23 protein-coding genes are annotated in these 19,152 nt (G+C 63.4%); 14 read left to right on the plus strand and 9 right to left on the minus strand.

Annotated features, from left to right (window positions below; translation table 11 throughout):
• Positions 1 to 340: 340 nt before the first annotated feature.
• The 5 genes from RFA01S_RS01715 (at position 341) to galK (ending at position 5,130) form a co-directional block, all read left to right on the plus strand.
• The gene (locus RFA01S_RS01715; RefSeq protein WP_032407787.1) at positions 341 to 1,609 is read left to right on the plus strand and encodes a reverse transcriptase family protein; all 1,269 of its coding nucleotides are present in this window, start codon (positions 341 to 343) and stop codon (positions 1,607 to 1,609) included.
• 38 nt (positions 1,610 to 1,647) lie between these two features.
• Positions 1,648 to 1,923, plus strand: a complete 276-nt coding sequence (locus RFA01S_RS01720) for a YrhK family protein (RefSeq protein ID WP_032407788.1) — start codon at positions 1,648 to 1,650, stop codon at positions 1,921 to 1,923.
• A gap of 89 nt (positions 1,924 to 2,012) precedes the next feature.
• On the plus strand, positions 2,013 to 2,828 hold the full coding sequence (locus RFA01S_RS01725; protein ID WP_032407789.1) for a DeoR/GlpR family DNA-binding transcription regulator: 816 nt from the start codon (positions 2,013 to 2,015) through the stop codon (positions 2,826 to 2,828).
• A 23-nt stretch (positions 2,829 to 2,851) separates the two neighbouring features.
• Positions 2,852 to 3,967 (plus strand): galactose-1-phosphate uridylyltransferase, encoded by a 1,116-nt coding sequence (gene galT, locus RFA01S_RS01730; protein WP_032407812.1) that lies wholly within the window; start codon positions 2,852 to 2,854, stop codon positions 3,965 to 3,967.
• Positions 3,907 to 5,130: a galactokinase gene (galK, locus tag RFA01S_RS01735; RefSeq protein WP_081371244.1), complete on the plus strand. Its 1,224-nt coding sequence runs from the start codon at positions 3,907 to 3,909 to the stop codon at positions 5,128 to 5,130. Before galT ends, galK begins: the two co-directional genes overlap by 61 nt.
• A 6-nt stretch (positions 5,131 to 5,136) precedes the next feature.
• Here the strand turns inward: galK and RFA01S_RS01740 are convergent, their stop codons facing one another.
• Positions 5,137 to 5,787: a cutinase family protein gene (locus RFA01S_RS01740; protein ID WP_032367559.1), complete on the minus strand. Its 651-nt coding sequence runs from the start codon at positions 5,785 to 5,787 to the stop codon at positions 5,137 to 5,139.
• A 379-nt stretch (positions 5,788 to 6,166) separates the two neighbouring features.
• Between RFA01S_RS01740 and RFA01S_RS01750 the strand changes: the two genes are divergently transcribed.
• A complete protein-coding gene (locus tag RFA01S_RS01750; RefSeq protein WP_032385316.1) occupies positions 6,167 to 7,000 on the plus strand; it encodes a MerR family transcriptional regulator in 834 nt (277 codons plus the stop codon).
• Here the strand turns inward: RFA01S_RS01750 and RFA01S_RS01755 are convergent.
• Positions 6,988 to 7,170, minus strand: a complete 183-nt coding sequence (locus RFA01S_RS01755) for a hypothetical protein (RefSeq protein WP_027494898.1) — start codon at positions 7,168 to 7,170, stop codon at positions 6,988 to 6,990. The two genes, RFA01S_RS01750 and RFA01S_RS01755, sit on opposite strands and share 13 nt — an antisense overlap.
• 194 nt (positions 7,171 to 7,364) lie before the next feature.
• Here RFA01S_RS01755 and RFA01S_RS01760 point away from each other — a divergent pair, with 194 nt between their 5' ends.
• From RFA01S_RS01760 to RFA01S_RS01770, 3 genes are read left to right on the plus strand one after another with little or no spacing between them, the layout of a single operon-like run.
• Positions 7,365 to 8,639, plus strand: a complete 1,275-nt coding sequence (locus RFA01S_RS01760; protein ID WP_072691974.1) for a sensor histidine kinase — start codon at positions 7,365 to 7,367, stop codon at positions 8,637 to 8,639.
• Positions 8,630 to 9,286 (plus strand): response regulator, encoded by a 657-nt coding sequence (locus tag RFA01S_RS01765; protein WP_027494897.1) that lies wholly within the window; start codon positions 8,630 to 8,632, stop codon positions 9,284 to 9,286. The genes RFA01S_RS01760 and RFA01S_RS01765 overlap by 10 nt, the downstream gene beginning before the upstream one ends.
• Positions 9,283 to 10,062, plus strand: a complete 780-nt coding sequence (locus RFA01S_RS01770) for a DUF4097 family beta strand repeat-containing protein (RefSeq protein WP_032407792.1) — start codon at positions 9,283 to 9,285, stop codon at positions 10,060 to 10,062. The genes RFA01S_RS01765 and RFA01S_RS01770 overlap by 4 nt, the downstream gene beginning before the upstream one ends.
• On the opposite strand, the gene RFA01S_RS01775 is transcribed toward RFA01S_RS01770, so the two are convergent.
• Both RFA01S_RS01775 and RFA01S_RS28425 read right to left on the minus strand, forming a co-directional pair.
• Positions 10,056 to 11,276 (minus strand): FAD-binding domain-containing protein, encoded by a 1,221-nt coding sequence (locus tag RFA01S_RS01775; protein ID WP_032388780.1) that lies wholly within the window; start codon positions 11,274 to 11,276, stop codon positions 10,056 to 10,058. The genes RFA01S_RS01770 and RFA01S_RS01775 overlap by 7 nt on opposite strands.
• Before the next feature lie 42 nt (positions 11,277 to 11,318).
• A complete protein-coding gene (locus RFA01S_RS28425; protein WP_306436736.1) occupies positions 11,319 to 11,678 on the minus strand; it encodes an FmdB family zinc ribbon protein in 360 nt (119 codons plus the stop codon).
• A 68-nt stretch (positions 11,679 to 11,746) separates the two neighbouring features.
• Between RFA01S_RS28425 and fmdA the strand changes: the two genes are divergently transcribed.
• Together fmdA and RFA01S_RS01790 are read left to right on the plus strand one after the other, a co-directional pair.
• Positions 11,747 to 13,000: a formamidase gene (gene fmdA / locus RFA01S_RS01785; RefSeq protein ID WP_032385320.1), complete on the plus strand. Its 1,254-nt coding sequence runs from the start codon at positions 11,747 to 11,749 to the stop codon at positions 12,998 to 13,000.
• A 42-nt stretch (positions 13,001 to 13,042) separates the two neighbouring features.
• A complete protein-coding gene (locus RFA01S_RS01790; protein WP_238325143.1) occupies positions 13,043 to 13,513 on the plus strand; it encodes a hypothetical protein in 471 nt (156 codons plus the stop codon).
• A 6-nt stretch (positions 13,514 to 13,519) separates the two neighbouring features.
• On the opposite strand, the gene RFA01S_RS01795 is transcribed toward RFA01S_RS01790, so the two are convergent.
• Entirely contained in the window at positions 13,520 to 14,119 is a 600-nt protein-coding gene (locus RFA01S_RS01795; protein WP_032407794.1) for a hypothetical protein, read from the minus strand.
• Between the two features lie 60 nt (positions 14,120 to 14,179).
• Positions 14,180 to 14,680 carry a hypothetical protein gene (locus RFA01S_RS01800; RefSeq protein WP_139278357.1) on the minus strand — a complete coding sequence of 167 codons (501 nt, stop codon included), beginning with the start codon at positions 14,678 to 14,680 and terminating at the stop codon, positions 14,180 to 14,182.
• Positions 14,681 to 14,800: 120 nt separating this feature from the next.
• Here RFA01S_RS01800 and RFA01S_RS01805 point away from each other — a divergent pair, with 120 nt between their 5' ends.
• Together RFA01S_RS01805 and RFA01S_RS01810 are read left to right on the plus strand one after the other, a co-directional pair.
• Positions 14,801 to 16,705: an HNH endonuclease signature motif containing protein gene (locus tag RFA01S_RS01805; RefSeq protein WP_072691976.1), complete on the plus strand. Its 1,905-nt coding sequence runs from the start codon at positions 14,801 to 14,803 to the stop codon at positions 16,703 to 16,705.
• 118 nt (positions 16,706 to 16,823) lie between these two features.
• Positions 16,824 to 17,180, plus strand: coding sequence for a hypothetical protein (locus tag RFA01S_RS01810; protein ID WP_052060667.1), 357 nt, complete (start codon positions 16,824 to 16,826; stop codon positions 17,178 to 17,180).
• 4 nt (positions 17,181 to 17,184) lie between these two features.
• On the opposite strand, the gene RFA01S_RS01815 is transcribed toward RFA01S_RS01810, so the two are convergent.
• Positions 17,185 to 17,382: a PLD nuclease N-terminal domain-containing protein gene (locus RFA01S_RS01815; protein ID WP_032366706.1), complete on the minus strand. Its 198-nt coding sequence runs from the start codon at positions 17,380 to 17,382 to the stop codon at positions 17,185 to 17,187.
• 113 nt (positions 17,383 to 17,495) lie between these two features.
• Here RFA01S_RS01815 and RFA01S_RS28465 point away from each other — a divergent pair, with 113 nt between their 5' ends.
• Positions 17,496 to 17,687, plus strand: a complete 192-nt coding sequence (locus RFA01S_RS28465) for a PLDc N-terminal domain-containing protein (RefSeq protein ID WP_032371728.1) — start codon at positions 17,496 to 17,498, stop codon at positions 17,685 to 17,687.
• Here the strand turns inward: RFA01S_RS28465 and RFA01S_RS01825 are convergent.
• A complete protein-coding gene (locus tag RFA01S_RS01825) occupies positions 17,669 to 18,121 on the minus strand; it encodes a GNAT family N-acetyltransferase (protein ID WP_052060668.1) in 453 nt (150 codons plus the stop codon). The genes RFA01S_RS28465 and RFA01S_RS01825 overlap by 19 nt on opposite strands.
• Positions 18,108 to 19,118: an aldo/keto reductase gene (locus RFA01S_RS01830; RefSeq protein WP_052060723.1), complete on the minus strand. Its 1,011-nt coding sequence runs from the start codon at positions 19,116 to 19,118 to the stop codon at positions 18,108 to 18,110. The genes RFA01S_RS01825 and RFA01S_RS01830 overlap by 14 nt, the downstream gene beginning before the upstream one ends.
• Between the last annotated feature and the right edge of the window lie 34 nt (positions 19,119 to 19,152).

Consider the following 19,152-nt stretch of genomic DNA (forward strand, 5'->3'; position numbering starts at 1 on the left):
TCGGCGCTGGTTCCGTTCACCTGCTCCGGACTCGCGAGCTCCGGCTCGTAATCGAGCAACTCACGAGAACTTCAAAACCCGACCGGTCGGTCGAACTAGCGAGTCATCCCGCTGACAGATCGGCCTCGATTTGGCATGGTGGACGGATGCAGCGGCGCGTGGGCGAGAGTTGGTCCGCGGGACCGGTCTCAGGGGTAACCCCTGGGTACATATTGAGAATCGAGCACTGCGTCCGAAGCTGGTCTGCACGCTACGCGTGCTTGGCAGCTCCGAGGACGAAAGATTTCGGTCGCCGCGCACCGCTGCATTTTCTCGCTCGAGACCCGTTGGAGCGATCGACGTGAACGACCGCGAACTGTCTCCGCGCGCCGCCGCAACCCTGGCTCGTTTGGCTGCAGACGCAGAGTGGGCGCAATCGGGGCTCGAGGAGGCGTTCTCTCGGTTCATGCCGGCCAAGGCCTCGCGGTTGGCCGATCGAATCATCGACCTGTACCCGAGTCCGCCGTTCGACGAGGCGTCGATATTCGTTCTGCTGCGAGATCTTCCGTTGATTACGCAGCCGTCGAAGTCGTCACAGCGATCGCCGATACGTGGCCGTGTCGTACCCTGGCGGTTCGAGGTGCCTCGCTACGAGACGACGGGCCAGCTCGCGCAATCACTGCATCTGACCATTTCCGAAATCGAGTGGTTTGCCGACCTGCAGGGGAGGCTGCGTACTGCGCCGTTCCCATTGCAGCACTATCGATCTGCTCGTCTCGACAAACGTCAGGGCATTCGACTGCTGGAGGTGCCCAAACCGCGCCTGCGCGAGATTCAGCGAAAGATACTGCACCGCATCCTGGATCGCATTCCGCCACATCCCGCCGCGCACGGTTTTCGTAAAGGGCGCAGCCCCCGCACGTTCGCGACGCCCCACGCCGAGCGTGAGGTGGTGGTCTCGGTCGACTTACGTCGTTTCTTTCCGTCCATCGGGTTCGATCGAGTGGTGGCGATCTTCGAGGCCGTCGGCTATCCCAGAAGAGTTGCGGCGAATCTTGCCGCGCTGTGCACAACGGTCACCCCGGCCGGCGAATTGACGGGCATGGACCGCGCGACGGCGGCGAGGCTTCGCACCACCCACTTGCCGCAGGGCGCACCGACGTCGCCCGCCCTGGCCAACCTGGCTGCCCGCCAACTCGATATTCGAGCTGCCGGGCTCGCCCGCACCATGGGTGCCCGGTATACCCGCTACGCCGACGACCTGGCGTTCTCCGGTTCGGCAGACCTCGACGTCGACAAGTTGCTGTGGGTGGTGTCCCAGATCGCGAACGACGAGGGCTTCACGATTCATCCCGACAAAACCCGAGTGCGGCGCGCTCATCAACGCCAACAGCTCACCGGGCTGGTGGTCAATGCGTGGCCCGCAGTTCCGCGAGAGGAGTACGACAACCTCCGCGCGTTACTGCACAACTGCATCGGTAGCGGTGCAGCCCAACAGAATCGGGACGATCTGACCGACTTCCGTGCCCATGTGTACGGACGTATCGCGCGGATCGGCGAGACCAGCGAGACACGTCGTCGGAAATTGCTCGAGATGGCAGCCCGGGTCGATTGGGAGGGATCCGGGTAGTCGGACTGGGTACACCGACGTTTTACGAAGGAGCCGCTATGAACGACCTGACCTTCACTATCGGGCACGAGGAATTGGTGATTCGCCAGCGGTGGGAAGTTGTCAGCATCATCAACGACATTCTCGTTGCGGTCTGGTTCATCGCCGGCAGCATCCTCTTCTTTCAGGAGAGCACGACGGTCATCGGTACGTGGCTCTTCCTGCTGGGGAGTGTCGAACTGCTCATTCGTCCCGTGATTCGACTGGCGCGACGGGTGCATCTGACACGGATCGGGCGTGCACGAACCGCGTCCGAGAGCGACGACGACTTCTGACCACATCGCCGCACCCTGTTCGCTTTTGTTGACATTTGTTGCTATCTGGTGAATGTTGTGTGCATGGAATCAGGTCTGGCGATGGTGTGATGCTCGCCCATCAACGTCAGCAGAAGATTCTGGACCGGGTGCTGTCCGAGGGAGCCGTCACGGTGGCCGCGTTGGGCACTGCTCTGTCGGTGTCCGACATGACCATTCGACGTGACGTCAATGAACTGGTCGCCCAGGGCCTGGTCGAGCGAGTGCATGGCGGCATCACCGCGCCGAGTTCCGCGAGCGCGTTCGAGCCGGGTTTTCCGGTGAAGTCCGAGCAGAGCCGTGACGCCAAGGCCGCCATTGCCCGCGCCGCCGCACGATTGATCCGGCCAGGAACGACCATCGGCATCTCCGGAGGTACGACGACGCACGCGTTGGCGCGGGAACTGCTTCGTGTACCCGACATCACCGTGGTGACCAACTCCTTGCCCGTCGCCGACGTCCTTCATGCCGGCGGCAGAGCAGACCACACCGTGTTGCTCACCGGAGGCCAACGCACCCCGTCGTACGCACTCGTCGGTCCGTTGGCAGTCGGCGCGTTGCAGACGCTGCACGTCGACATTCTGTTTCTCGGCACGCATGGAGTGGACATCGATGCGGGCCTCACCTGCCCCAATCTGCTGGAGGCACAAACCAATCAGGCCTTCGTCGCCTCGGCTCGACGCGTCGCGGTCCTCGCTGATCACACCAAGTGGGGTGTTCGCGCCCTCGCAACCACCGCTGCGTTGTCGGAGGTGGACGTGATCGTCACCGATGTCGATGTGCCCGAACGTATTCGTGACGCGCTGACCGACATCGTCGACGACGTGGTCGTCGCAACCGGTCCCGCCGAGCCCCGGCCGACCACCCAGGAAGCGAGCAGTCGATGACCACGCAGTACACCACTCATCCCATGCGCAAGACCTCGACCACGTTGGCCGACGGTCGAGAATTGATCTATTACGACGACACCGAGCCCTACCTTTCCGGTGGTGCCACCCGGGAGCTCGTGGACTCACGACCGCTGCCGCCGTCGATGTCGCTCTCGCAGATGAGATTCGACGTTCTCACCGGCGAGTGGATCGTCATGGCTGCCCAGCGGATGGACCGCACGTTCTTGCCTCCCGCCGACCTGTCCCCGTTGGCCCCCAGCCGTCCGGGCCGGCCGGCGACCGAGATTCCGGCCTCGGACTACGACGTCGTGGTGTTCGAGAATCGCTTCCCGTCGTTGGCGGGAAGTGCTGCACAACAGACTCTTCCGGCAGCGGTCGACGGTGAGCCGCTGTGGCCGCTGGCGGCAGGTACCGGTCGGTGTGAGGTCGTCTGTTTCGCCAGTGATCCCGACGCATCTTTCGTCTCGCTGGAACTGTCGAGGGTCCGAACGATCATCGACGTATGGGCAGACCGGACCACCGAGCTCTCGGCGATCGATGGAGTGAAACAGGTGTTCTGCTTCGAGAATCGTGGCAAGGAGATCGGTGTCACCTTGACGCATCCGCACGGCCAAATTTACGCCTACCCCTACCTTCCTCCGCGTACCGATGCTTTGATCAGGCAGTCGCGCAGACACTTCGAGAACACCGGTCGAGTTCTGTTGGTCGATGTACTCGCCGCCGAATTGCGCTCGGGTCGACGGATAGTCGTGGATGTCGAGCATTGGGTGGCGTACGTCCCCGCGGCGTCGCGGTGGCCGCTCGAGGTGCATCTTGCTCCGCGCCGCGACGTCGCAGATCTTGCCGAACTGAACGACACGGAACGCGACGAGCTGGCCGGCGTCTACCGCGCATTGCTGCGGGGCGTCGACGCATTCTTCGAGGGCGTGGACGAGGTGCCGTACATCTCGGCGTGGCATCAGGCTCCCGTCGGATCCGATCGAGAGCTGGGACGACTTCACCTGCAACTGTTCTCGATGATGCGGTCACCGGGCCGGATGAAGTTTCTGGCCGGATCCGAGTCGGCGATGGGCGCATGGATCAACGACACGACTCCCGAGAGAATCGCAGACAGATTGCGCGAGGTGCTGGTGTGAACTGGTTGAGCGTCGTGTCCGAGCAGAGCCTCGCCGACGGTGCTTCGGAGCTGTTCGACGCCGCGTTCGGCGGTGAACCGGACGGCGTCTGGTTGGCACCAGGACGAGTCAATCTGATCGGCGAACACATCGACTACGCAGGTGGTCTGGTGCTGCCGTTCGCGCTGCCCTTCGCCACTGCAGTCGCTGTTCGGCGGCGCGAGGATGCCACGATGCGGGCGGTCTCGACGCACACCGACCAGACGTGGACGGGGCAACTCGGTGACATCGGACCGGGAAGTCCGTCGGGATGGGCCGCGTACGTCGCGGGCGTCGCGTGGGCGCTGCAGGAGCACGGGATAGGCGGAGTCGATGTTGCCGTGCACTCCTCGGTACCGGTGGGCTCGGGCCTGTCGAGTTCGGCGGCCCTCGAGTGCTCGTTCGCCTTGGCCCTGAGCGATCTGTTCGATCTGAACGTCGATCGAAAGGTACTGATCGACGCCAGCATTCGCGCCGAGAACGATGTGGCCGGCGCGTCGACCGGGGGCATGGATCAAGCCATCGCGATGCTTGCCGAACGAGGACATGCCCTGCTTCTGGACTGCCTCGACGGGTCGACCCGGCAGATCCCACTGGACGTCGCGGCGTCGGGTTCTCGCATCATGGTGATCGACACCAACGCTCCGCACCGTCTGGTGGACGGCCAGTACGGTGCCCGCCGGGCCGCCCTCGACCGGGCCTACCTGGAGCTGGGTGTGTCGACGCTGCGCGGACTCGACCCCGAGCGGGCGGTATCGGGGCTCGTCGATCAGGCTCTCGTTCCCCGAGTTCGTCACGTCACCAGCGAGATACGACGAGTTGAGCGGGCAGTAGCGTTGCTGGACGGCGGTGACATCGGTACCGAACTCGGCGACCTGATGACGGCGTCGCACGTCTCGCTTCGAGACGACTACGAGGTCAGTTCCCCCGAGCTGGACAGCGCCGTCGATGCTGCGCTGCGAGCCGGGGCATACGGGGCCCGTATGACGGGTGGGGGGTTCGGGGGTTCGGCCATTGCGTTGGTTCCGATAGCTCGGGTCGATGCAGTCGCTGAGGAAATCTTCACGAGCGCAGAGCAATCCGGGCTACCGGAACCGACTTTTCTTTCCGCAGAACCATCGGGGCCCGCGCACCGATTTCGGTGAGTCGATTCAGCTCCGTACCTGAGCGGCCGCGAACGAGGCACCCTGCGTCGTCGAGCCGTTGGTGCCGTAGGTCAGGTGAGCGAAGGTGTTGAAGCCACCGATCTGGCACACCGGGTCGCCGAAGTTGCAGAAGCTGTTGGTGCGTGAACCGTATGTGCTGCTGGCTGTTTCGATCTTCCTGCCGGTAAGCCCGAATGGGTTGCCGAACACCACAACGGCCTCGATACGGTCGGCGATCGCGGCCGGGATGACGGCACCGGTGAAGCTGCTGGGAGTGCGCAGACCCACTGCGTTGGTCACCACGGTCGCCCCCTGCGAGTAACCGCCGATCACGAATTTCGTCGACGGGCACGATGCCGCAACGGAATTGAGATGAGCCACGAGGTCGCGAGATCCGGGTCCGGCGCTGGCCTGGGTGAAGTCGGCGGCGTAGTTCACGGCGTACGTGCTGACCGAGCGATCCGAGAGTTGCGATTTGACGCTGTTAACAAAAGGAGTACCCGTGATGCCGAGGCCGGGAAGTTCCCCGGTGCCGCGAGCGAACGAGACGTCCACATCCGAACACGGCGCGGCCGAGGCCACTCCGGTGGGAAGCGCCACTGTGGTGGCGGAGATAGCAAGTGCAGCAATGGAATAGGCGATCAGGCGTCTCTTCATGGCGAGTCCTTGTGGGTTCGGGGGAGGAGCATCGAAACGAACCATAACCGCTGCGACGTCGCATTCACAGGGTCGTTCAACATTTGATTACAGACGCTCGGTCGGTTATCGAGGCGGGTCCGGGAGGCCGTATCGGGATGTGTCGGAATTTCACTGCCAAGGCTGGTTTCTCAACGCCTGTTGCGCTTTGGCGACCGCTGGGGTGCCGTAGACCTGGCGAATGGCCTGGTCCGAATTTCTGGCGACTATCAGGGAGCGCACTCGATCGATGCGACGACCGGCGAAATCGGTTGATCGGTGCGCGCAGAACGGGTCGAGCCACCGCACGGCGCGCGATACTTGACCCTCACACAGTGTGAGACGGCAGTCTCGGAGGGTCATGTTCAGTATCGGAGAGTTCGCATCGATCGGCCGGGTTTCGGTTCGCATGCTTCGGCATTACGACGAGATCGGGCTGTTGACGCCGGCACGGGTGGATCCGTTCACCGGATATCGGTCGTACGACGGTAGACAGTTCGAGGAGTTGGGACGCATCCTGATGTTCAAGGACCTGGGATTTCGGCTCGACGAGGTGAAGCAGATCGTGCATGCGCAGGTCAGCGAAGACCGATTGCGTCGGATGCTCGTCGCCAAACGTGAAGACGTCGCCCATCGACTCGATCTCGACGCCGCCCGACTGCGTCGGATCGATGCGCGCCTCCGCGCCGTAGAGGGAGAAGATTCGATGATCACCGTGGACACCAAGTCGCTGCCGGCCACCCGCGTCGCCGTCGTCACCGAGAATGCTGCCGGTTACGGGCCACAGAACATCGGCCCGGTGATCGGTCCGATGTACGCCCGGCTCGCGTCGTCTCTGGCACGAGACGGAGTCGAATTCGGACCGTCGTCGATCGCCCTGTACGAGGCCGTCGACGACGGTGACGGCACCGGCATCACGGTGCATGCCGCGTTCGAGATCACCCCCGACGTTGATGCAGGCGAGGACTACGACGTCACCGAGCTACCCGCGATCGACCTCGCGCTGACGACCGTGCACCACGGCTCGATGGCGACGATCGGGGAAACCTGGGAGCAGTTCATGGCCTGGATCGACGCCAACGGTTACGAGCTCTCCGGCATCTGCCGCGAGTACTACCTGGTCTCCGAGCCTGCGCCGCAGGAGAACTGGGTGACGGAGCTGCAGCAGCCGGTCGTCCGGCGTCAGGACGCCTGAGCGAGCTCAACCAGCGCTGTGCACTGGCAGCCGCCGGTGATCTCCTCGCACTCGAGCACCAGGAAGTGGCGAACGTACTCGAGATCCACGCAATCGGGTTCCGTGCATTCCGCACTACCGACTGCGTGGATCACGAGCGTTCCGTGGCAGGTATCGACACTGGCGGACATGGGAACCCTTTCTGTAGTCGTGTACTTCCTTGATATCACCGGCTACCGACAAGTTCGGGAAGCAAAGGGCGTGTTCGACGCCTGAGCTGGGCGAACTCACATGGACCTGCGCGCCGAGGGTAGGGCTGGCCCTACCTCACCTCGTGGGTTCGCAGTGAGGACGCCCCGGCGACTGCCCACTTAGGCTCATCCGCATGAACCAGGCATTACCGATTCCCCTCAATCCGCTCAGAGCGTGGTTTTCGCAGCAGTGGTGGTTGGCAATGGCGTCGCTGTTGGCGACGACGTTCGCCGGACTGGGCGGATGGCTGATCGTAGGTCTGCTCCTGCTCGCGGTGTTCGCGTTGCCGTTCGCCCTCAGCGGTGTGCTCGTCTTCGTGTTCACGATCGTGGTCCTTCGTTGGCTGGACATCGCGGCGCGAGCGGGCATCGACCTGACCAGTGGCATCGAGATCACGAAACCGGACACCATCGTCTATCCGACCAGTTGGCGAAAGTTGGTGTGGTGTGTTCGTGACGTCGGGCTGTGGAAGTCGCTCGTCTACTGGATCATTCGTATTCCGATCTCGGCTGCGCTGCTGTTCTTGCTGCCTGCGCTCTTCCTGGCGCTTCCGGTTCTGGCGGCCGCCCCGGTCGCGTGGTTGGTCACCGATCCCGAGGGCACCGGGTTGGAGATAGCCGAACGAGTGGACTTTCCGCTGGTTGCGGTGATCGGAGTGGCAGCTCTGGTAGTCCTGGTTGCCGGCGTTCCGCCACTGACGACCCTGATTGCCAAGCTCGATTGGTGGAGCGCTGCAGCACTTCTCGGGCAGTCGGAGTCGAGCAAGCGGGTGAACGAGCTGACCATGAGCCGTGCTCGCGTCGTCGACGCCGCCGATGCCGAGCGGCGACGCATCGAACGGGACCTGCACGACGGTGCCCAGCAACGGCTGGTCTCGGTGGCAATGTCACTGGGACAAGCGAAGTCTCGCGCGTCGGCTACGGACGACGTCGTCTTGAAGGGTTTGCTCGACGATGCACATCGGGAGGCGAAGAACGCGATCGGTGAGATCCGAACGTTGACGCGCGGACTGCATCCCCCGATCCTGACCGATCGCGGACTCGACGCGGCACTGTCGTCGGTCGCGGCGTTGTCGACAGTTCCGGTGACGATCGAGATCGACCCGGCCCTCACCGGCGAGCGACGTCTGAACGCCACCGCCGAGTCGACGGTGTACTTCGTGGTGTCCGAGGCCTTGACCAATGTCGGCAAGCACGCCCACGCCGGAAACGTGCAGGTCGATGTCGCTCGCGGCGAGTCCTCCGTCGCCGTCACCGTGGTCGACGACGGTTGTGGCGGTGCGCATTTCGAGCCCGGCGGCGGATTGGCCGGATTGGCCGACAGGCTCAGCGGAATCGACGGAACCCTGACGGTGACTTCGCCGTCGGGCGGCCCGACACGAGTGGAGGTGACCATCCCGTGCGAGTGATCATTGCCGACGACTCGGTACTGCTACGTGAGGGTGTTGCGCGTTTGTTGGTCGACTCCGGTGCCGAGGTGATCGGAAAAGTTGGTGACGCGGCGCAGCTGTTGACGCTGATGTCGTCCACCGAGCCGCTGCCCGACGTCTGCGTCATCGACGTGCGGATGCCTCCGACATTTCTCGACGAGGGTCTGCGAGCGGCACTGGTCATTCGTGAGCGTTGGCCCGATGTCGGAGTACTGGTGCTCTCGCAGTACGTGGAGGAAAGGTATGCGGCAGAACTGATTCGGCAGAGCACGGACGGCGTCGGATATCTGCTGAAGGATCGCGTCGCCGATGTGGACGAATTCTCCGACGCGGTGAAAACGGTCGCCGACGGCGGAACCGTCATCGATCCAGAAGTTGTGCAACAGATTTTGGCGCGCGCACCACGATCGGATCCACTCGACTCGCTGACACCGCGAGAGCGAGATGTGCTGACGGCGATGGCCGAAGGTAAGTCCAATGCCGGCATCGCCTCCACTCTGGTCGTAGGCCAAGCAGCCGTCGAGAAGCACATCGGAAACATCTTCGCCAAACTCGGATTGCTCGGCGACAGTGCGGATCACCGCCGGGTCATGGCAGTCCTACGATACCTGGGAGCTATTCGATGAATCGAATTCCATTGTTGCGCTACACGTTGGCGATCACCACAGCGGCCGTCGTGGTCGGTGCGGCCGGAGTAGGCACCACTGCGGCGATCGCGCTCGGTTTCTCCGTTCCGAAGACTCAGAACTACGACTACTCGGTAGATCACGCGATCGACGGCTCGCAGCTGACGGTGACGACCGGGTTCGCGCACCTGAAGTTCGTGCCCAGTCCCGATGATTCGCTGCATGTTCGAGCGCACGGGATCTACCGAGGGGACGCCCCCACGATCGACGTCGGTGCGGACGGGTCGAGCGTGGCTGTGGAATGTTCCTACGGCAGGTACAAGACGTGCGACGCCGATGTCGAATTGCAGATACCCGCAGGTCTGACCCTCACGGTGAACGGTGCGGGCGGTGATGTCGTGCTGTCGGATGTCGGTGCAGACGTATCCGTCTCGACAGCGTCGGGATCGGTGTTCGCTCGTGGATCGGCGGGAGCCATCCGGGTCGACACACGGTTCGGCGACGTGAAGATCAGTGATGCAACTGCGTCCATCGTGGATGTGAGCACGACGTTCGGCGAGATCAGCGTCGAATCGCGTACTGCACCGGAATCGGTCAAGGCGCACAACGTGATCGGCCACACGACGATCGGGCTTCCGCCCGCCGACTTCTATGCCGTCGACGCGGCATCCGACAAAGGCGACGTCGTCGTCGACGTGATCAACGACCCCAGATCGCCGAAGACGGTCTCCGCCACCAGCGAGGAAGGGCAAATCACGGTGCGGGCACGTCAGTGACTGCGCCGCCACGCACTGAACGACCGGACCGAGGATGTGGTGGGACGCGTCAGCCAGGGCCATGGATGCAATTCGACCGGGGCGATGGCGTCGGCGATGCGAGAGAAACCGGGAACAGGTGCCCAGGTGGCGGCCAGAGACCGTCCGGAAAGCTCCTCCGATACTCGGCCGCGACGTACCTCCAACGGCCGGGTCGACGCGATCTCGCCGAGAGTCTCGGCTAGGAACACCAGTCGCTTTCCGGACAGCCGAAGCTTCTGCAGGAGTGGTTCGTCGAACACGAAGACGGCGGGTCGCTCGAAATTCGCAGCCATGGCGGGGTCTGTGGTGCCGAGCGATTCGGCGGTCAGCCAGACCTGTTCTGCACCATCACCTTCCATGCTCGCAGGGCCCGCGGGTACCGGTGCCTTGTTGAGATCGGGTCCGTCGACTGCCGGTCCGAGATCGTCGTCGGGCCAATTCTCGATGGGGCAGGCGTCTTTCAGCGCGCAGTTGCGGCACAGGGATGGTGCGCGCTTGTTCACCTGCCACCGACTGAAGCCGTACACCTTGCCGCTTCCGGTACCGACCGTCCATTGCCAACCCAGTCGATTGGCCGCCCGTGAGCCGTCGAGCAAGTGGGTGAACATCTCGTCCTCGCCGTCGCGCCATGTCGCGCCGGCACGCACAGCCCATTGGGACGCCAGCCACATGCGTGTTTGGTTGACGAGCCAACCGTCACTGTGCAATTCGCCCACCACCGTGGACATGCAGTTCATCTCGTCGGGCCAGGGTTCGGAAGTCCAGTTGTGCGGTCGTGGTTGTTCACGACGAAGGGATCTCCCCAGATCGGTTCCGACGCGGGCATAGAGGTGGCGGGCGTATTCCTGCCACATGAGTTCGTCCCGGTACCGCGTGCGATCGCGCGCAGGGGCGTCCGCTACGGCGTCCCACACCTCACGGAGAGTGAGCAGACCGTGCCGGATGTACGGCGACATTCGACTGGCTCCACGACGATTCGCAGGAAGGACAGTGCTGCGGTCGCGGGCGTAGCCGGTGATGTCCAGACCGGCCAGCGCCATGTCGGCGGCCGACTGTCCGCCGCGAATGCCGCCGGCGGCAATCCCGTCCGGCCGCTCGAGCGTCAGGTCGCCCAGATGCTCGGCAACCCAGGAAACGACGTCGTCGGTGGTGAAGCCGTCGGCGATCGACGGGGGAGCGGGGAGCTGGGACATGCACCCGGACTTCCCCGTCGGCACGAAAGAGAAACGCCGAGATCAGGGACGTGGCAGGCGACGGTGGAGCGGGTTCGACGTCGTCGGGCTCGCCGCCCGCCCCTGCTGTGGGATAGACGTGACTACCGTCGGTGAGTCGGCGGTGGCCCGCGAGGCGTCGTGTGCCTTCATCGCAGCGCTGTTCCCCCTGCCGAGGGCAGGAGACGAAATCCGGCGTGCAGCTGTTTCGCCGCACTCCGGGCACGTCACCTGGGAGGGGACATCGGCCATGGAGAATCTCTGCTCGACGGGTTCGCAACGCTGTGTGCAGCGAAAGCTGTAGGTGGGCACGCACACGAGGGTAGCGTGAGATGTCGTGTCAGTGGCGTTCCGGCGCAACGTCATACAACATTTACACGTCATACCGGGCCGAATGCACCACGACGGTGCAATGATCGACGCAGGAGAATCCGCGCAACCGGAGGTGCCTCGTGCCCGAACTGCTGTTTCCGCTCGACTCGACGAAGAGTTTCACCGAACAGGAGATCGTCGGTCACAACCGATGGCATCCCGACATACCGGCCGCGGTCACAGTGAAGCCCGGTACGTCCTTTCGGGCGCATTGCCGTGAATGGTTCGACGGGGCCATCCACAACAACGATTCCGCCGAGGACATTCTGAATGCGCCGCTCAACAACGTGCACACGTTGTCCGGGCCGTTCCACATCGAGGGAGCCGAGCCCGGGGACCTGCTGATCGTCGATATTCTCGACGTCGGTCCGATCCCGCAGGAAGATTCGGGCCCACTGGCCGGTCAGGGCTGGGGATACACGGGGATCTTCGCCAAGCAGAACGGTGGCGGATTCCTCACTGATCGATTCCCCGACGCGTACAAGGCGATCTGGGACTTTTCCGGCCAGACCACCACATCTCGCCACGTTCCGCACGTGAAGTACACCGGCATCACTCATCCCGGCCTGATGGGAACCGCGCCATCGGCTGCTCTGCTGGCCAAGTGGAACGCCCGTGAAGGTGCTCTGATCGCCACCGATCCCCATCGTGTTCCGCCACTGGCTTTGGCACCCGAACTCGACGGGGCAATTCTGGGATCGTTGAGCGGCGACGAGTTCTCGCGTGTCGCAGGCGAAGCCGCACGTACGGCACCGCCACGAGAGAACGGTGGCAATCAGGACATAAAGAATCTCACCAAGGGCACTCGCGTCTTCTATCCGGTGTTCGTACCGGGGGCGAAGTTGTCGTTCGGAGACTTGCACTTCTCGCAGGGTGACGGGGAGATCACCTTCTGTGGTGCCATCGAAATGGGCGGTTTCATGGACCTGCACGTCGACCTGATCAAGGGCGGCATGGACACGTACGGGGTCAGTGAAAACGCGATCTTCATGCCAGGAAACACCGCACCGCAGTACTCGGAATGGATTGCCTTCTCGGGCATTTCGGTCACCGTCGACGGCGAGCAGAAGTATCTGGACTCCGACCTGTCCTACCAGAACGCCTGCATGCATGCGATCGACTACCTCACCAAATTCGGATACAGCCCCGAGCAGGCGTACCTGCTGCTGGGCTCGGCCCCGATCGAGGGACGCCTGTCCGGAGTGGTCGACATACCCAACTCCTGTGCCACCGTGTACATCCCCACCGCAATCTTCGATTTCCCGATAGCGCCGTCCGCCAGCGGGCCGTTCCAAATCGACCCGGGAATGGGGGCACCGAGAGCGCAGTTCTGATTGAGTTTGCTTGATATGTCGCAACTGTGGATGCTCGAGGACATGGAACCGTGGCCTGACGAGCCTGCCGTAGGCGCGGTGTTTTCTCCCACCACGTACTGGGCGTCACCCGACCAGATGGACCTGCCGGCGCAAATGTGTGCCGAGGTGCCGGCTCGGGTCGAGGCCGTCACTGTGGACGGGCGAACGGAGTGGGTAGCGCATCTCGGGAACGGCTTCACCACGATGATGGGCGACGGCGGCCTGGTCGGTGATGTGACGTTACACGGCTGCCTGGTGTGGGACAGGTATCTGTGGTTGGACTTTCGGACGCGGCCGCGAGGCACCCTCCGCATCCATGATCGGGCCGGTCTTCTCGTGCAACGACGGGAATTGATCCCGACGCGACATCCCGGCGCGTTCAGTGTGACGTACAGCGGTGCGCTGGAGTACCACGAAAGGGATTCAATACCTGCGGGATTCGGAGTTCGATGGAAAGCATCGACTGTCGAGACCGTTGCATCGACTGGTTGAGGTATCTCAGTCGATGTGCTGGTCGTAGTTCACGGTGATGATCTGGTCGACGCGGACCGGCGACGAATCGATATCTGTGAGCGCGAGAAGGTCCGCAACAGCATCCCTGCTGCCCCCGATATAGGCACAGGGGAAGTCGAAGTGCTGAGCTACACACCACGCGTGGTCGTTGGGCCACCACAGATTCGGTGACAACCCACGGAGGGTGTCCGTTGCGCGTTCGATCGGGCCCCTCAACAGGAAATAGTTGTAGCCGGCGATTTCCGCGGTCGGTGCCGTTACGCGAATGTCATCGAGTGCCGTGTTGCCTTCCCAGACGGCGAACCAGCATTCGTCGGGTGTTTTCGTGCTTCGAGCGAGAACCTCGGTGATGGATGCCAGCTGAACATGCCAGGCTGCAACGGTTTTCGCCCGCGAAAGGAGATTCGGCGTGCCGTTGCGCCCGGGATACTGGATGCGGGCATAGGCGTCGAACACAGTGGGGACCAGCGAGCCCACTGTGGTTGTGGCGACGCCGTCGAGGTTGTAGTCCACCCACTCTGCTTCCGAGACATCCTGTTGCAGATCGTTATCCGACCATTCCGCCCGATCGGTTTTCGATTCCATATACCCGACGCTACCGACATCCGGTGTGGATTGGTCGACCCATCTCGCAAGCAAAGATGGCTAGGTGACGGATCCTGCCTGCCCGCTGCGCCCAGTCCACAGCGCTGCGAGCGTTGCGCCTGTTGGGATCATGAAAGCTGCGTACGGTGCCGCAACCGCCCACTGCTCCACCGAGGACAATTCGGGGCTCCAGCTGTCCGGGTCGCGAAGGGCTGAATCGCCGACGATGGCAATAATCGAATTCAGCACCATCAACAGGTAGAAGGCCATCGCCAGCGCCAATCCAACGGTTGCATACCAGCGGGCGTGACGAAGACGGCCGGGGGAGGCAAGCTCGAAGCCTCCGTTTACGGAGAAAAAGGCAGCTGGAATGAGAATGACCAATCCGGCTGCCGTAGTGATATTCCAGGTGCTCACGACGTCGCCGACGTCGCCGATGGCGTCGTTGCCGATGCCCAGCGCGCCAGCAGCCAAGCTGAGGCACCACCAGGCGAGGGGAAGACTTCCCGCCACGATCACCGAGCGACGGACTCCGCTCGTGCGATTCGGAATCGTCAGCATGCTTTCATCCTCTACCAGTGTCACCGTGCAGATGTCCGGTTCGGGGCCCGGGGGCATTCGTCATTATGTTGTCGCACGTGCGTTCGAAAACTTGTCGGTGGGTCGCGGTAGATTCTGTTCATGCTTTCGGGGGACGGCGGATCAGGGGTGGACGGCATCGAAACGGTGCCTCCTGCCCCCGTCGTGTCCGACCCTGTCTTGGCGGGGTTGGTCGAGGCGGTGGAGTCGGCGGTTGCCGAGTTGGCGGGGCAGGCGTCGGTGTCGTGGTCGAACGCCGACCGGCGTGCGGTGATCCAACGCATGGAAGAGCTCACCAGATCGGTGACCGCCTACTCGCACACCTGGCTCAACGAGCTGATCTCACAACACGGCCTCGACGTGTATCCGGGTTCGGTGCCGTGCTCGGTGGCATGGATGCTGCGAATCACCCCGCGAACAGCCGGGGCGCGAGTACGTCTGGCCGCGGAGTTGGGTGACCGCACCGCACTGTCCGGCGAACCGCTACCGCCTTTGCTGCCACACACCGCTGCAGCGGTGCGGGCAGGGTTGCTCGATGCCCAGCACGTGCAGATGATCCGCGAATTCTTCCGGCACCTACCGTCGAGTGTGGATCCGCAGACCCGCGATCGCGCCGAACAGCAGTTGGTCGGTCTCGCCTCGACCCGACGGCCCGACGACTTCGCACCACTGGTGGCGCATCTGGACTCGATCCTCGACCCCGACGGCGACTTCGACGAGAACGAAGACGAAGACGAAGACAAGAACGCGAAGCCGAGGCCACGGAAACGGGATGCGTTCTTCTACCTCGGTGAGCAGGGTTCCGACGGAATGTCCGAGGGGAAGTTCTGCGTCGACTCGGAGCTCCGGGCCTACCTCGAAGCCCTGTTCTCGAAAGCCGCGAAGCCGGGGGTGAACAATCCTGCAGACCCGACATCGATCGTCCACGAGGATGAACGTGACGACGACAAATACGAGGCCGACGGTGATGACAACGGCGGGAACGGCAGCGCTACTACGCCGACGCCCGAGCCCTTTCCTGGCGATGCCGGGTCCAGTCATGCGGGCTTGTGGGATGAGACGAACTACTACAGTGACGACGACTGCGGTGACGAGGATTGCTGCGATGACGACTGCGGCGAGTGCGACGGTGACGACTGTGGTTGCGGCACAGGGTCCGACGGCACAGCTGCAGCCAAGGACGCAGCGGCACCCAAGGACACCAAGGACACCAACGACACCAACGACACCAACGACACCAACGACACCAACGACGATGCCGGCTCCGGCAGCGCTGCTGAACCCGGCGGCCACGCCGACGCCGACGCATCGGACACCGCTGCTCGCGACGCTGCCGCCGCGCGGGATCTACGCACCCAGAACGAACGCCGTCATGATGCCCTGAAGATGGCGCTCCGGCACACCCTCGCCTCCGGCACCCTCGGCACCCACCGCGGGCTGCCCGTCACCGCCATCGTCACCATGAGTTTGAACAATCTCGAATCAGGCTGCGGCTACGCCATGACCGCCACCGGATCACGCGTCTCGATCCGCGACGCCATCCGCATGGCCTCGCACGCCCACCACTACCTCACCATCTTCGACGACAACGGCAGAGCCCTCTACCTCGGCCGATCCAAACGCATCGCCTCCGCCGACCAACGCATCGTCCTCATCGCCCGCGACCGCGGCTGCAGCTTCCCCTCCTGCACCCGACCCGCAACCTGGTGCCAAGCGCACCACCTCGACGACTGGGTCGAGGGCGGACCCACCGACATCGACTCCCTGACCTTCGGATGCGACATGCACCACGCACTCGTCGGCACCGGACCCGGAAAGTGGGCAACCACCAAAACCACAGCAGGACATCGCTATCCGGGCCGCACCCTGTGGCATCCACCGACCGGAATGGACCCCAAGCGCCGTGGGCTGATCAACCACGCACACCACCCCGAGGAGGTGCTCTACCCACCCGACCACCACAACACCCGCGACACAGGCGACGAAGAACCACGACAACCCGCCTGACGACCCACACAAGCGTCAGGGCACAGCTCTGTCTGTTGTCAGTACATCGCGACCGCCCGCACCGGCGTGCGCGAAAAATAGGAGGGCTCCCGAGTCGGCGCCCGCGTACGGTAACCCGATGATGGTTCTCGCGAGCAGGACTGCGGAGTTGTCGCCGCCGGTCTTCTTCGTCTGGAAGGCACTGATGCGCCCAGACTTGCATCCGAAGAATCAAGGGTTCGCCTGGCCGGTGATGTTCGAGGGTGCCGCTCTGCCGCGCATCGTCGAGAGTAGTGAGTTCGACCGCGTGGTGTGGAGCTCGCCGTGGCCGAGTCTTCCCGACATCCTGGTGCAGTTCGATCTGACCGCAGCAACCCGACTTCGCTGGACGCTGTTGGCCCACACACCCGCCCCCAACCCGCAGACGGTTGAATGGCTCCGCGACCAGGTAAGCCATCTGATCAACATCGACCTACGCAATGCGACTGGACACTGAACTCTCAGCTGTTGCCGCCGTTCACCCCATACGGATAGCGCTTCCCGACTGCGAACCACAGGATCGGGCCGACGATGGGCAGGATCAGTGTCACCACTACCCATGCCAGCTTGATGAGCCAGTTGGAGCCTGTGTCACGGACGATCGACACGAGAGCAATGCCGAAGAGAGCCAATGCAATCGCGCCGCCGGCAGAAGTCATGGTCGCACCTTATGCCTGCGTCGTGGCTAGTCTTGCCCTGAGGTGAAAGGAGTCGGAAGACCATGGATGCTGACGGTAACCCGGCTCTGCCGTTATGGTTTGATCTCGCATGGATGGCTGGGATCGTGTTGTGGCTGCTACTCGTCGGTGTCGCATGGGTGTCGATTCTTCGGAGCAATCAGGCTCGTCGGGGATCCGCGTTCTGGTGGTGTCTGCTCGTGTTGCTGATGCCCATCTCAGGCGCACTGATATGGTTCGTCGCTCGCCCGCGTAAGCCCGATACAGATCAACGGTTGAGTTCGTAGCGGGCCAGCCACAGTCCCGGCAACACCTCTTGATTCTGGCTGTGCACGAAGCCGAGTGACTCGTACAGGCGACGGGCCGGGGCATTGTCTCGCCCGGTAGCCACCAGCACACGTTCTCCGGCAATGCAATTCAGTGCCGCGGTAACCAAACCGCGACCGATGCCCTGACGATGTGCGTGTGGAGCCACCACCAGACGGTCGATCTCGGATCCGGACCACGCTGCGGCACCGAGGATTTCGTCCAGATCAAGCGCGACGAGCCAGTGGACCTGTGCTGCACACAGATCATCCACCGACTCGTGCAGTAGTGGGATGCGGTCGTCGCCGATGAGCTCGGCCTCGACCGCGTACGCACTCCTCTGTACCGCGAGGATTTTCTCGGCCGACAACCGATCCGTCGACGGATCGACCTGCGCTATCTCAATACCGGCCACCAGCGGGCTCGGGCAACGTGTCGAGTGCGGCGAGGTGCTCGGAGCTCAACGTGAGCGAGGCGGCACCGGCGTTCTCGTCCAGACGTGAAGTGCGGCGAGTGCCGGGAATCGGCACCACGTGCTCTCCCTGCGCCAGCACCCATGCCAGGGCCACCTGCGCAGGCGTCGCACCGAGCTCGTCGGCGATGGCCGCGATGGCGTCGACGATGACGAGGTTCGCATCGAGGTTGTCGTGACTGAAACGCGGCAGTCGAGAGCGGAAATCATCTGCAGCGGGTGCGGTTCCGCGGAAGTTGCCCGTCAGAAACCCTCGGCCCAGCGGCGAGAACGGCACGAAGGCGGCACCGTTGTCCTTCGTCCATGGCAACGAGGTCGCCAGGTGGTCGCGTGTCCACAACGACAACTCCGACTGCACAGCGGATATCGGATGCACCCGCTGAGCCCGATCGAGCTGCTCGACGGTGAACTCCGAAACACCCAGTGCGCGAACCTTTCCGGCCTGCACGGCCTCGGCCATCGCGCCGATGCTGTCTTCGACGTCGACCTCGGGATCGGGACGGTGCAGGTAATACAGATCGATGTGGTCGACGCCCAACCGTCGGAGCGAGTCGTCGATGGCAGACCGCAGATGCTCGGGCTTGCCGTTGGGGCCGGAAATGACCGGCTCTCCGGCGTCGCCGATGTGGGAGGTCAATCCGCCCTTGGTCGCGAGCACCACTTCGTCGCGTCGACTGCCGATGGCTGCGCCGACGACTTCCTCGTTGGTGAACGGTCCGTAAACATCGGCGGTGTCGATGAAGTTCACACCCAGGTCCAGGGCGTGCCCGATGACGCGATCGGGGGACTCCGTTCGGTCGTCTGCCTTGTATGCCCAGGTCATTCCCATGCAGCCCAAGCCGATGGCACCCACCTCGGGGCCGTCGTTCCAGAGTGTGCGGGCGGGAGTGGAGCCTGCGGAACGACCGAGGGGTGGCCAGGATACTGTGCGTTCGCTCATGTACTCGACCATAGAGAAGTGAAAGCGTTGCCGC

It is taken from the genome of Rhodococcoides fascians NBRC 12155 = LMG 3623 (genome assembly GCF_001894785.1).
GTDB classification, from domain to species: Bacteria; Actinomycetota; Actinomycetes; order Mycobacteriales; family Mycobacteriaceae; genus Rhodococcoides; species Rhodococcoides fascians.

What these genes read in the sequence shown, in the direction of transcription:
- RFA01S_RS01770 (WP_032407792.1), top strand. Translation starts at nt 9,283, where the DNA reads ATGAATCGAATTCCATTGTTGCGCTACACGTTGGCGATCACCACAGCG.
- galT (WP_032407812.1), top strand. Translation starts at nt 2,852, where the DNA reads ATGCGCAAGACCTCGACCACGTTGGCCGACGGTCGAGAATTGATCTAT.
- RFA01S_RS01750 (WP_032385316.1), top strand. Translation starts at nt 6,167, where the DNA reads ATGTTCAGTATCGGAGAGTTCGCATCGATCGGCCGGGTTTCGGTTCGC.
- RFA01S_RS01800 (WP_139278357.1), bottom strand. Translation starts at nt 14,680, where the DNA reads ATGCTGACGATTCCGAATCGCACGAGCGGAGTCCGTCGCTCGGTGATC.
- RFA01S_RS01810 (WP_052060667.1), top strand. Translation starts at nt 16,824, where the DNA reads ATGATGGTTCTCGCGAGCAGGACTGCGGAGTTGTCGCCGCCGGTCTTC.
- RFA01S_RS01760 (WP_072691974.1), top strand. Translation starts at nt 7,365, where the DNA reads ATGAACCAGGCATTACCGATTCCCCTCAATCCGCTCAGAGCGTGGTTT.
- RFA01S_RS01830 (WP_052060723.1), bottom strand. Translation starts at nt 19,118, where the DNA reads ATGAGCGAACGCACAGTATCCTGGCCACCCCTCGGTCGTTCCGCAGGC.
- RFA01S_RS01790 (WP_238325143.1), top strand. Translation starts at nt 13,043, where the DNA reads ATGGAACCGTGGCCTGACGAGCCTGCCGTAGGCGCGGTGTTTTCTCCC.
- RFA01S_RS01725 (WP_032407789.1), top strand. Translation starts at nt 2,013, where the DNA reads ATGCTCGCCCATCAACGTCAGCAGAAGATTCTGGACCGGGTGCTGTCC.
- RFA01S_RS01720 (WP_032407788.1), top strand. Translation starts at nt 1,648, where the DNA reads ATGAACGACCTGACCTTCACTATCGGGCACGAGGAATTGGTGATTCGC.
- galK (WP_081371244.1), top strand. Translation starts at nt 3,907, where the DNA reads ATGGATCAACGACACGACTCCCGAGAGAATCGCAGACAGATTGCGCGA.
- RFA01S_RS28425 (WP_306436736.1), bottom strand. Translation starts at nt 11,678, where the DNA reads ATGACGTGTAAATGTTGTATGACGTTGCGCCGGAACGCCACTGACACG.
- RFA01S_RS01740 (WP_032367559.1), bottom strand. Translation starts at nt 5,787, where the DNA reads ATGAAGAGACGCCTGATCGCCTATTCCATTGCTGCACTTGCTATCTCC.
- RFA01S_RS01815 (WP_032366706.1), bottom strand. Translation starts at nt 17,382, where the DNA reads ATGACTTCTGCCGGCGGCGCGATTGCATTGGCTCTCTTCGGCATTGCT.
- RFA01S_RS01775 (WP_032388780.1), bottom strand. Translation starts at nt 11,276, where the DNA reads ATGTCCCAGCTCCCCGCTCCCCCGTCGATCGCCGACGGCTTCACCACC.
- RFA01S_RS28465 (WP_032371728.1), top strand. Translation starts at nt 17,496, where the DNA reads ATGGCTGGGATCGTGTTGTGGCTGCTACTCGTCGGTGTCGCATGGGTG.
- RFA01S_RS01805 (WP_072691976.1), top strand. Translation starts at nt 14,801, where the DNA reads ATGCTTTCGGGGGACGGCGGATCAGGGGTGGACGGCATCGAAACGGTG.
- RFA01S_RS01755 (WP_027494898.1), bottom strand. Translation starts at nt 7,170, where the DNA reads ATGTCCGCCAGTGTCGATACCTGCCACGGAACGCTCGTGATCCACGCA.
- RFA01S_RS01795 (WP_032407794.1), bottom strand. Translation starts at nt 14,119, where the DNA reads ATGGAATCGAAAACCGATCGGGCGGAATGGTCGGATAACGATCTGCAA.